Here is a 12178-nt window from a genome sequence, read left to right as displayed (position 1 = left end):
CACATCTAATGGTTTTACATGTATATAAAGTTATTTTGCCTGCTTTTCCTCCTCATGAGAAATACGATTTGCAAAGTCAGGTTAAAAGAGCAGCATATTCTGTCCCACTAAATATTGTTGAGGGAGCAGGACGGCGGACCGAAAAAGATTTTGCCCACTTTCTCGATAATGCGTTGGGCTCAGTACAAGAAATGGAATATGCTTGTTTTCTCGAAGGATTTAGAATATCTAGAAGAAAGCAAATATTTAGAAATTTATAAAATGGCTGGTGAAGTTAAAGCAATGTTAATTGCCTTAATTAAACACCTTCGACAATAACCAAGATTAAATACTATCGGATTAGGCTTGCTGCTATATGAAATGTTACAGGAAGCTTTGGTCTTTGGTCTTTAGTCTTTAAACTTATTAAAAAATGAACTTATTCGACGTTTACCCACTTAACGATATAGAGATAACCAAAGCAGCAGGCAGTAATGTTTGGGATGCTAACGAACAGCAATACTTAGATTTATATGGCGGGCATGCTGTAATTTCAATTGGTCACACCAATCCACATTACGTTAGTCGCTTAACCGACCAGTTAAATAAAGTTGGTTTTTACTCTAACTCGGTGAAAATTCCTTTACAGGTTCAACTTGCAGAGAAACTTGGTGAAGTTTCTGGTAAAAAAGATTTCCAATTGTTCTTGTGTAATTCGGGAGCTGAGGCAAACGAAAATGCTTTAAAATTAGCTTCATTTTATAACGGAAGAAAAAAGGTAATTGCCTTTACAGGTGCTTTCCACGGACGTACATCTTTGGCAGTTGCCGTAACCGATAATCCTAAAATTGTAGCACCGGTTAATCAGACCGAAAATGTAATCTTTTTGCCTTTTAATAATGAGGTTGCTTTAGAAGAAACTTTTAAAGCACAGGGCAATGAAATTTCGGCCGTTATTATTGAAGGCATTCAAGGTGTTGGCGGGATTAAAGAAGCCTCGAAAAGTTTCTTGCAGAAAATCCGTTCACTTTGTGACGAATACAATGCAGTTTATATTGCCGATAGCGTACAATGCGGTTACGGACGTACAGGGTCATTTTACTCGCACGATTACTCAGGGATTGAAGCAGATGTTTATACCATGGCGAAAGGAATGGGTAACGGCTTTCCGGTAGCAGGAATTTCTATAGCGCCTAAATTTAAGCCCTGGCATGGAGAGTTGGGTACAACTTTCGGTGGCAATCATTTAGCTTGTGCTGCGGCTTTAGCTGTTTTAGAAGTGATGGAAAAAGATAACCTCATCAAAAATGCCGAAGAGGTTGGAAACTACCTCATCAGCGAACTGAAGAAATTTGAGCAGGTGGTAGAAGTACGTGGCCGTGGATTAATGATCGGTATCGAGCTACCTGCCGAACTGGCGCATGTTAAAAAAGAATTATTATTTACATACCATATTTTTACTGGCGAGGCAAAACCGAATGTGATCCGCTTATTGCCGGCCTTAAATTTAACAAAAGCACATGCTGATGAGTTTTTGGCAGCTTTTGGTAAATTAGTAAAATAGATATTGTCATGCTGAGCTTGTCGAAGCACCCTTTAAGCTTTAAAAAATGAAACTTTTCACTTCCGTACACGATGTTCCAAGCATCAAACAGTTTGTAAATGATGCGCTAGCGTTAAAGGCGAATCCTTATGCGCACCAAGATTTAGGTAAGAATAAAACCCTAGGTTTAGTTTTTATGAATCCAAGTTTACGTACCCGGTTAAGTACCCAAAAAGCGGCCTTAAACTTAGGTATGAACGTAATGGTGATGAATCTGGATAAAGAAGGCTGGGCTTTAGAAACACAAGATGGTGTGGTGATGAATGGCTCAACGGTTGAGCATATCCGCGAAGCCGCTGCAGTGATGGGCCAATATTGCGATGTTTTAGGCTTGCGTTCTTTTCCGAAACTGAACAACCGTGAGGAGGACTACAGCGAAGATTTCTTTAATAAATTTGTGAAATATTGTGCGGTTCCAGTGGTGAGTTTAGAGAGCGCAACACGTCACCCTTTACAAAGCTTTGCCGATATTATTACCATTCATGAAACCTGGACAAAGAAACCCGATGGACGCAAACCCAAAGTAGTTTTAGCCTGGGCGCCTCATGTAAAGGCTCTGCCTCAGGCGGTACCAAATTCTTTTGCAGAATGGATGTGTAAAGCACAGACAGAAGGAATGATCGATTTTACCATTGCCCAACCAGAAGGTTACGAGCTTTCGGAAGATTTTACGCCTAACGCCGATATTCAATATAATTTAGAAGAAGCTTTAGCCGGTGCTGATTATGTGTATGTGAAGAACTGGAGTAGTTATAAAGAGTACGGAAAAGTGTTAACTTATCCTGATGGCTGGATGATGAATAATGAGAAATTAAAATTCACAAACGATGCTAAAGTGATGCATTGTTTGCCTGTACGCCGCGATCTGGAATTATCATCAGAGATTTTGGATGGACCAAATTCATTGGTTATTCACGAAGCCGGAAATCGTTTATGGGCGGCACAAGCAGTAATTAAAGCGATGTTGGAGGAATTGTAGTATAAAAAAAAGTCATTGCGAGGCACGAAGAAATCTTAATGCGGTAGAAATAACCCACCCATAGTAGTAAGATTGCTTCGTGCCTCGCAATGACGAAAAGGTAATAAATTATGAAACAACTCACTATCATAAAAATCGGCGGAAACGTAATCGATAACTCCGAAAACCTGCACCAGTTTTTATTGGATTTTAATGCATTGTCCGGAGATAAAATCCTGGTGCATGGCGGGGGTAAAATTGCAACTGAACTGGGCGAATCGTTGGGCATTGAAGCCAAAATGGTTGAGGGAAGAAGAATTACCGATATCGAAACACTACGTATTGTAACGATGGTTTACGCCGGACTGATCAATAAAAATATGGTTGCCCAGCTACAGGCCAAAGGGAGTAATGCCATTGGGTTAAGTGGAGCTGATGGTAATGTGATCAGGGCAAAAAAAAGACCGATTAGTACCAAAACTTATGGCACAGAGGCGGGCCCTATGGCAGGTGCAGTTATTGATTACGGTTTTGTGGGCGATCTGGATGAAAACTCTGTGTCTTCAACAACTTTAGATAGTTTATTGAAAGCTGGCTTAGTTCCGGTTTTATGTGCCATTACACATGATGGTGATACTCAGCTTTTAAATACAAATGCTGATACCATTGCCTCTTCTGTTGCGGTGGCCATGTCAAACTTATATGAAACACGTTTGGTATATTGCTTTGAGAAAAAAGGGGTACTTAGGGACGTTAATGATGATGCTTCTGTTGTAAGAGAAATTAAAGCTGATGAGTTTGAAGGCTTAAAAGCTGATGGAACTGTGCAAGGTGGAATGATCCCTAAACTGCACAATGCCTTTGAAGCGATTAAAAAAGGAGTTTCTGCAGTTTATATCGGCAAAGCCGATGAGCTTGCTGAACTTGCCGAGGGAACTTTTGGTACAAAAATGTTGAAATAAGGTAGGGGGTAGAAAGGTTGAAGGCTGAAGGTTTTGGGATTAGAAAAGAAAAGAAACCGACTAATGCTGGCTTTGTCATTTAAACCTGATAGAAACGGAAATACTTTTTGTGCTCAAAACGAGAAAGATTGCCATGTCGTTCCTCCTTGCAATGACGATAAATGGAGGGAATGGCTGAAGTAAAAAGATTGAAGTGGATAGCAGGACTGAACATCAATAGCATTACTGAATCTGCTTTTCTAATAAAAATATAAATCTATGTCAATCCGAAAGGAGATAATAAACGAACCACATGAAGAAAATATCCATAATTGGTAGCGGAAATATCGGTTTATCTTTAGCGAAAGGTTTGGTAAAGGCCGACTTTGCTCAAGCAGACGACATTACACTTACCCGTAGAAATATCGACCATTTAAAATCTTTCGCCGAAGCCGGATTTAATGTAAGCAATAACAATAAACAGGCCGTAATTGATGCTGATGTTGTGATTTTGGCTGTTCTGCCACAACAATTAAATACGGTTTTAGATGAAATTCAGGCTTCAATTGTTCCGGCCAAACATTTGGTTATATCGGTAATTTCTGGCGTGAGCTGTGCTGCGGTTAGAGAAAAATTGGGTGATAATGTTGAGGTAATCAGGGTAATGCCTAACACAGCAATTGCTATTGGTCAATCGATGACTTGCATGGCCAGCGATAACGCATCGGCAGAAAACATTGCAGATGTGACCAAAATGTTCGAAACTGTAGGATCTGTTGTTAAAATTAATGAAGATTTAATGACTTCTGCAACAGCGCTTTGTGCTTGCGGTATTGCGTTTTTCTTAAGGGCAATCAGGGCTGCATCGCAGGGTGGGGTAGAAATCGGTTTTCATGCTGATGAAGCTTTAAAAATGGCTGTTCAAACGGCTAAGGGAGCAGCCGATTTGCTTTTATTACATGGAACACACCCTGAATCAGAAATAGATAAGGTAACTTCGCCGAAAGGTTGTACCATTGCCGGTTTAAATGAAATGGAACACAACGGTTTTAGCTCATCATTGATAAAAGGTATTAAACTTTCGGCTTTAAAAGCAGGAAATCTGTATACCAAAGAAGGTTAAAAGGGATGCAAAATGGTAAAGTGAGATGATGTGCCTAGCCATAAATTAAAAGTAACAGGTTAAAGATAAAATTATCTTACTACTTGCTACTAATTACTTGATACTATGTTACTAGAAAATATACAAAAAGAAAGTCTGGATTTATTGCGACAGTTGATCCGCATTCAGTCTTTTAGTAAAGAAGAAGATCGGACGGCGAATTTAATTGCGCAGTTTTTGGAGGAGAGAGGGATTAAGACTCAGCGCAAAATGAACAATGTTTGGGCTTACAATAAACATTTCGATGCCAATAAACCAACATTACTTTTAAACTCACATCATGATACGGTTAAGCCAAACTCTGGTTATACCCGCGATCCTTACGATGCTGCAATTGAAGGTGATAAACTGTTTGGTTTGGGCAGTAATGATGCTGGTGGCTGTTTAGTTTCATTAATTGGTACATTTCTGTACTACTACGAACAAGAAGATTTAAAATATAACATCTGTTTGGCAGCAACTGCTGAAGAAGAAATTTCTGGTAATAATGGTTTAGAACTGGTGCTGCCTGATTTGGGCGAACTGGAATTCGGTATTGTGGGTGAGCCAACAGAAATGAATTTAGCCATTGCCGAGCGCGGCTTATTGGTCTTAGATTGTGTGTCTCATGGAAAAGCCGGTCATGCGGCACGTGAAGAAGGGGAAAATGCAATTTACAAAGCCCTAAAAGATATTGAGTGGTTTAGAAATTATCAGTTTCCAAAAGTATCTGAGGTTTTCGGACCATTAAAAATGACGGTTACGATTATCAATGCAGGTTCGCAGCATAATGTGGTTCCGGCAAATTGTACTTTTACGGTTGATGTTCGTGTAACCGATGCTTACACTAATGAAGAGGTTTTAGAGATTATCAGGGCAAATGTTGATTGTGATGTTACCCCCCGGTCTATCCGCTTAAAACCATCGTCGATTGACAAAAACCATCCGGTTGTTCAGGCTGGTGTTGCCCTTGGAAAAACTACTTATGGTTCGCCTACTACTTCTGATCAGGCGCTATTAGATATTCCATCGGTAAAATGCGGTCCGGGTTTTTCCGGTCGCTCGCACATGGCCGATGAGTTTTTATATGTTAGAGAAGTAGCAGAAGGAGTTGAGGGATATGTAAACATGCTTAAGCCGGTAATAAACGGTAAATAAAAAGAAAGCCTCAGGTCTAATAGAGCTGAGGCTTTCTCAAAATAATCAATTCTCTTCGCCACCATCAAAAGCTCTTGCCTCTAAGTGTTTTTCCATATCTAACCGGTTTACCCCTTTACTCCACCATTCGGGAGCAGATTTTCCTTTAAGCATATAATCGAAATACTCCATCATCCGTACGGCATAATCTTTACGGTTTGGCAATTTTGCAATTCCGTGGTTTTCGCCGCGATAGGTAATCATCACAACAGGTTTGTTTAACCTTCTTAAACCGTTGTAATATTCAATGCCCTGGGTAAAATCTACAGCCCCATCTTTATCATTGTGTAAAAGCAATAACGGAGTTTGTACTTTTTTGATATGATATACTGGAGAGTTGCGCGCGAAAGCATCCCAGTTATCCCAATAACCAGGCGTTAACCTACCTTGACTGGCTTCGAAAATGGCTTGGTTTGTGCCACCGCTATTCCAGTAAATTAAGCTATACATGCTGATCATGTTGGTTAATGGAGCCCCGGCTGCGGCCGCTTTAAAAATATTGGTTTGGGTAATTAAAAATGAAGTTTGATAACCACCCCATGAGTGACCATGGATAGCCACATTTTTTTCGTCAACAATTCCGGTGGCAATGGCTGCCTTCACTGCAGGTACTACGCAGGCAACGGCCGACATGCCCGGATCATTCAGCTTATATTTAATATCGGGCATTAAAACAGCGTATCCATTGCTGGTATACATCGCTTTATTGAAACCTCCACCAGGAAATGTAGGCATGGTATAAGTATTCAGGTCATCAGTTAACCTTTCATAAATGTATGTGATGGTAGGATAAGCCTTTCCAGGAACATAATTGGCAGGTAAATAAATGGCCGCTTGCAAGCTATCGCCATTTGCACTCACATAATCAATTAGTTTTACACCCGAAGACCATGCATATTTAGCCTGATCTGGAGTATTTGTAGTTACTTTTTTGGCAGTACTTAAATCGGCTGCTGTACTTATATAATAATCTGGAGATTGCTGAAAATTACTTTTGGTATAAGTAAAAACTTTAGCTTGTTCGGCTTTTGAAAAACTTTGGTAAGCATTGTCGTCTAGGAACAAAATATTGATTTTAGATTTACCTGCAGGTAAAATCCCAATGCCGTTTTTCTTGTTTTTGGTGTTAAATACCGCAAAATACTGGTCTTTGCTTAAATCAACACCTTTCTCATCAGCATCAACGCGGAAACGGGAGGCCACTTCGGTTTTCTTGCTTTTCCAATTATCAGATAATGGAGTAATACTATTTCCGTCAGCAGAGATTTTCCATAAATCGTAATTATCCTTAATCAATGCATATTTAGAATCAGCTGACCAGCCCAGGTTTTGCGTGGCTGGTTTTATTATGTTATGGTCATCTAATTCATCAACAAAAGAAGATTTAATCTTGCTGGTAAGGTTAGCCGTTTTTCCGCTTTCTAAATTGATGCTATAAAATGCACCGTCAACATAATAACTGGCTAAAGTTCCGTTGGGTGCAACTACAAGTCTCCCTCCGTTAGAGGCATACATTTTTTCAAATAGTAATTTCTTGCCAAAGGTTTTAAGGTTGATCAGATAAACATCCACATAACTTTGCCCATCTAAATTTCCCATCAACTCATATTTCGAATTATCGTAGCCAATCGCGTATAAACTTTTAGGGTTTACACTAACTGAGCGCATATTGCTGTCTGCAAGTTGAATGAATTTTTTATCCGCAATGCGATAAGCACTTAAATAACTAAAATTTTTATCGCGCATTTCTTGCGTTTGTTGGGCCGATTGTAGTCTCTTATCCTGCCAATTCCAGATAATCATATCAGGTTTCTCAATATCATCTTTTTTAACTTCAGGTTTTGCTTTAGCTAAAGTATCCGTTTTCTTATCATCCTTTTTCTCCTCTTTCTTTTCTTCTTTTTTTGTTAGCGTATTGATGCCAAGGAACAAAACAGATTGATCATCCGACCAGAACGGGGTGGCGTTGGCATTGATCCCCATATTTGTTGGAAATATTTTGTCATCAATGCCATTATAAACTACCTTGTTCGTTAAATCACCATTGATTTTGTTAAAACCAAGCATACTGTAAACATCATCTTTATATTTATCGTTTTTATTGGCCTTAAGCAGAGCAAATGCAGTTCCCTGTTCATTCCAGCCCAGCTTTTGATAAACGGCCTTATCATTATCGAGCGCTGTGGTAATGCCTGTTTTCATGTCGCGTAGAAAAATACCGTTTCCATTTTGCCCAGCTGCATCGATAACATAAGCGAACTGGCTTCCTGTTTTGTTAAATGCAAACTCTGAAACATTGCCAAGGTTGTAACTTTTTTTGGTGATCAGGTTGTAAAGCAGCACGTCGGTACCTTTCGGTGCATCTTTCTCTTTAGAAGCATTTTCTGCCGGAGCAAATTGGATGGCAATCCATTCAGGTGATTTTTCAGAAAAGCTAAAACTTTTTACCTTTTCAAAAGTCGTCTGCTTATTATCACTCAATGAAACCAGCAAGAGTTTATCATAAACCGGCTTGTTTGTTTTCTTTGCTGCTTTGGCTTCGCTATCCTTAAGCGCAACTTTAAAAGCCGCGAATTTTGAATCGTTTGAAAATGAGATGTTATTGGCCGTTGCTCCAATTGGGTAGTTGCGGCTTAAAGTATCATTGGTTTTTCTGATCGTCATCTTTAGATCTCCCTCAACCGGTCCGTTGGCTAGGGCAATCCATTCGCCATTGGGCGATAAAGTAGCAGGTCTATTAAAGGTCCATTTAGAAACATCTTTCCAGCCTAATGCTGGCTTTTCCTGTGCCTGTAGATTGGGTATAACAAGCATGAAAAAAACGGTGGAGAACAGTTTTAGGGATTTCATAATAAGTTTAAGTTTATACGAAAATAAGCTTTTAAACCAAGAATTATGAGTAGCCATATAAAATTGAGTTTATTGGCCTTTAAATGTGCGTTACAAATCAATCTCATTACTGATTCTAATCTATTTATTGTACTTTTGCGGGTATTTCGACTGCCTTTGTGCAGGTATAAAATAGAGCAATCATAAGAATGAAAATCTGGCAAAAAAATATAGATGTAAATCAGTTTGTAGAGCGTTTTACGGTTGGAAGAGACCGTGAACTGGATCTGCAAATGGCAAAGTTTGATGTATTGGGTTCTTTGGCGCATACCCAAATGTTAGAAACCATTAATTTGCTAACAGCTGAAGAACTGAAAATGGTTCAACAAGAACTGAAAAACATTTACGCTGATATTGAAGCTGGAAATTTCACTATTGAAGATAGCGTAGAAGATGTGCACTCACAGGTAGAGTGGTTGCTTACTCAGCGAATTGGAGAGGCAGGAAAAAAAATCCACAGCGGCCGTTCACGTAATGATCAGGTACTGGTTGATTTGAAACTGTTCTTTAGGGCTTGCATCGAAGATATGGTTGGCCAAACCACAACCTTGTTTAATGAGCTAATTAAGCTGAGCAATACGCACAAAGATAAATTGATGCCAGGTTATACGCATTTGCAGATTGCCATGCCATCGTCTTTTGGCTTGTGGTTCGGTGCTTATGCCGAAAGCCTGGCAGATGATATGGAATTGATGCTGGCTGCATGGAAAATCTGCAATAAAAATCCATTAGGATCTGCTGCTGGTTATGGGTCTTCGTTCCCTTTAAACAGGACTTTAACAACCCAATTACTGGGTTTTGAAAGTTTGAACTATAACGTGGTTTATGCACAGATGGGGCGTGGCAAAACCGAAAGGATTTTAGCACAGGCCATGAGCGCTGTTGCAGCAACTTTAGCTAAAATGGCTATGGATGTGTGTTTGTTCATCAATCAGAATTTCGGATTTATTAGTTTTCCGGCAGAGCTTACCACAGGTTCGAGCATTATGCCACACAAGAAAAATCCTGATGTTTTTGAGCTGATCCGTTCACGTTGCAATAAAATTCAGGCTTTGCCGAATGAAATTGCCATGATGATTACCAATTTGCCATCGGGTTATCACCGCGATTTACAATTGCTGAAAGAAAATCTATTTCCGGCGATTACTTCTTTAAACGAATGTTTGGAGATCGCTACTTTTATGTTCCAGAACATCACGATAAAGGATGATATTTTAAAGGATAAAAAATACGACTATCTGTTTAGCGTTGAAGTAGTGAATGATCTGGCGCTCCAGGGTGTTCCATTTAGAGAGGCTTATAAAATTGTTGGCGAACAGATAGAAAATGGTAGTTTTGCACCTTCTGGCCAAATACATCATACACACGAAGGAAGCATCGGCAACCTTTGTAACGAGCAGATTACTGCTGCAATGCAGAATGTACTGTCGCAGTTTGGCTTCGGAAAAGTGAATAAAGCAATTGAAGATTTGGTTAAATAAAATTTGCTAAATTTGTAAATATGACAACTTTAACAATAGAAATTAAGGATAAAGATGCAGGTTTTGTAAAAGAATTCCTTAGCAAAATTGGTGCAAAAGTTAAATCAGAACCAACAAGCCAGATAACTTCTGAAATTGCTCAGGCTTTAAAAGAAATTAAGGAAATGCAGCAAGGAAAACGGAAGCCTTTAAGTTTAAGAGATATTTAATGGCTAATGAGGTTATTTATTCAAACGTTTTTATCAAAAAAGCTAAAGTCTATAAAAAGAAATATCTTTCTTTAGTAGAAGATCTCTACGAACTTGAAGAAAAACTTCTTGAAAATCCGCAGCAAGGTACTGATTTAGGTGCAGGTTTATACAAAATTAGACTTGCTGTAAAAAGCAAAGGAAAAGGTAAAAGCGGAGGATTTAGGATAATAACTTATTTAGTTTCAACTACTCCTGATGGTACAATTATCAATATGTTGACCCTCTACGATAAATCAGAAGAAAGTAGTATTGATAAAAAAGAACTTCAAAAAATAATTAAAGCATTATAAATCTGCTAATATTAGCATTCAATATATAAGTATGAAAGTTTCAGTGTTGGCCAGTTCATTAATTGGCTCAGAAATTATAAAAATCGGTAATGAGGTGAACGAAATGAAGCGCAAAGGTGCTTCGATCGCTAATTTAACCATAGGCGATTTTGATGCAAACATTTACCCAATCCCAACTGAACTAAAGGCTGGAATTGTTGATGCATACAATGCAAATCAAACCAATTATCCACCTGCTGATGGTGTTTTACCTTTGCGCGAAACGGTTTCGGAATTATTAAAGGATAGATTTGGATTAGAATATAACACCAACAGCATTTTAGTTTCCGGTGGTTCACGTCCGTTAATTTATGCTACTTACCTGGCTTTGATCGATCCGGGAGATACAGTGGTTTTCCCTGCTCCATCTTGGAACAATAACCACTACTCTCACTTGACTTCGGCAAAAACTATTGCTGTAGAAACAGATGCTGCACATAACTTTATGCCGACAGCTGCACAGCTAAAGCCACATTTAAAAGGAGCAACTTTGTTGGCATTGTGCTCGCCGTTAAATCCAACGGGAACAATGTTTGATGCAGATTCACTAGCTGAAATCTGTGACGCTGTTTTAGAAGAAAATGCATCTCGTGGAGCTGACGAAAAACCATTATACATGATGTATGATCAGATTTATTCACTTTTAACTTTCGGAAAAGAGCATGTAAACCCGGTTTCTTTACGCCCTGCAATGCGTCCGTTTACCGTTTTTGTTGATGGTAGCTCGAAATGTTTAGCTGCAACAGGTGTACGTGTAGGCTGGGGTTTTGGCCCGGAGGATATTATCAATAGGATGAAAGCTTTGGTTGGCCACATGGGTGCCTGGGCACCAAAGGCCGAGCAAGTGGCGATGTCTAACTATTTTAATGATAAAGCACAGGTTGATACTTTTTTGACCAGTTTTAAAGGCCAAATTCAAGATAGCTTAAATGCACTTTACAATGGCTTTAACGAATTAAAAACTGAGGGTTTTAACGTTGATGCTGTTGAACCGATGGGCGCAATTTATTTGACCATTAAAATCGATTATATCGGGAAAACCACTGAAGATGGTCAGCTTTTAAAAGACAGTGCAGATGTGAATTTCTATCTGATCAAAGAAGCCGGCGCAGCTTTGGTTCCATTCTCTGCGTTTGGAAATGAAGACAGCATGCCTTGGTTCAGAGCATCGGTTGGTGCTTGTACCCTGCAGGATATTAAAGACATGTTGCCTAGGATTAAAACGGCATTGAGTAAGTTGAAATAAGCATTTATAGCTAATAGAATATTATAAGTGCTTTTTTTGGAAAGCAATTGTTGTGCTAATCGGTTATTGTAGCCCTGCTTTTGGTACAAGTCCCGATGAAAAATCGGGAGCTTTTCCCGTCAATCAGGTTTATTTAAGTTAAGCTTGTTCCGATCGGTTAGAC

At 39.1% G+C, this 12178-nt stretch carries 11 protein-coding genes; 10 read left to right on the top strand and 1 reads right to left on the bottom strand.

Annotation, left to right across the window (positions count from 1 at the left end; translation table 11 throughout):
• The first annotated feature begins 8 nt into the window (after positions 1–8).
• From ACN9MR_RS20680 to ACN9MR_RS20655, 6 genes are all read left to right on the top strand, one after another.
• Positions 9–260, top strand: coding sequence for a four helix bundle protein (locus ACN9MR_RS20680; protein ID WP_426326420.1), 252 nt, complete (start codon positions 9–11; stop codon positions 258–260).
• Positions 261–412: 152 nt separating this feature from the next.
• Positions 413–1543, top strand: coding sequence for an aspartate aminotransferase family protein (locus tag ACN9MR_RS20675; protein WP_426326419.1), 1131 nt, complete (start codon positions 413–415; stop codon positions 1541–1543).
• A 46-nt stretch (positions 1544–1589) separates the two neighbouring features.
• Positions 1590–2561, top strand: a complete 972-nt coding sequence (locus ACN9MR_RS20670) for an acetylornithine carbamoyltransferase (RefSeq protein ID WP_426326418.1) — start codon at positions 1590–1592, stop codon at positions 2559–2561.
• 110 nt (positions 2562–2671) lie between these two features.
• Complete coding sequence (gene argB / locus ACN9MR_RS20665) at positions 2672–3502, top strand: acetylglutamate kinase (RefSeq protein ID WP_426326417.1); 831 nt, start codon at positions 2672–2674, stop codon at positions 3500–3502.
• Positions 3503–3794: 292 nt separating this feature from the next.
• Complete coding sequence (proC, locus tag ACN9MR_RS20660) at positions 3795–4604, top strand: pyrroline-5-carboxylate reductase (protein WP_426326416.1); 810 nt, start codon at positions 3795–3797, stop codon at positions 4602–4604.
• A gap of 105 nt (positions 4605–4709) precedes the next feature.
• Entirely contained in the window at positions 4710–5780 is a 1071-nt protein-coding gene (locus tag ACN9MR_RS20655) for a M20 family metallo-hydrolase (RefSeq protein ID WP_167297258.1), read from the top strand.
• Between the two features lie 45 nt (positions 5781–5825).
• Here the strand turns inward: ACN9MR_RS20655 and ACN9MR_RS20650 are convergent, their stop codons facing one another.
• Positions 5826–8669, bottom strand: coding sequence for an alpha/beta hydrolase family protein (locus tag ACN9MR_RS20650; RefSeq protein ID WP_426326415.1), 2844 nt, complete (start codon positions 8667–8669; stop codon positions 5826–5828).
• A gap of 188 nt (positions 8670–8857) precedes the next feature.
• Here ACN9MR_RS20650 and argH point away from each other — a divergent pair, with 188 nt between their 5' ends.
• Genes argH through ACN9MR_RS20630 form a run of 4 tightly spaced genes read left to right on the top strand, consistent with a single transcriptional unit; the run spans position 8858 to position 12015 of the window.
• Positions 8858–10189 (top strand): argininosuccinate lyase, encoded by a 1332-nt coding sequence (gene argH, locus ACN9MR_RS20645; protein WP_426326414.1) that lies wholly within the window; start codon positions 8858–8860, stop codon positions 10187–10189.
• A gap of 20 nt (positions 10190–10209) precedes the next feature.
• The gene (locus ACN9MR_RS20640) at positions 10210–10398 is read left to right on the top strand and encodes a hypothetical protein (protein WP_426326413.1); all 189 of its coding nucleotides are present in this window, start codon (positions 10210–10212) and stop codon (positions 10396–10398) included.
• The gene (locus ACN9MR_RS20635; protein WP_426326412.1) at positions 10398–10730 is read left to right on the top strand and encodes a type II toxin-antitoxin system RelE/ParE family toxin; all 333 of its coding nucleotides are present in this window, start codon (positions 10398–10400) and stop codon (positions 10728–10730) included. The genes ACN9MR_RS20640 and ACN9MR_RS20635 overlap by 1 nt, the downstream gene beginning before the upstream one ends.
• A 31-nt stretch (positions 10731–10761) precedes the next feature.
• Entirely contained in the window at positions 10762–12015 is a 1254-nt protein-coding gene (locus ACN9MR_RS20630; protein ID WP_426326411.1) for a pyridoxal phosphate-dependent aminotransferase, read from the top strand.
• Positions 12016–12178 lie beyond the last annotated feature (163 nt).

The organism is Pedobacter sp. R-06, assembly GCF_049913135.1.
Taxonomy (GTDB): Bacteria; Bacteroidota; Bacteroidia; order Sphingobacteriales; family Sphingobacteriaceae; genus Pedobacter.
Note: the sequence above shows the minus strand (reverse complement) of the source record. Positions and strands in the feature narration are given on the sequence as shown.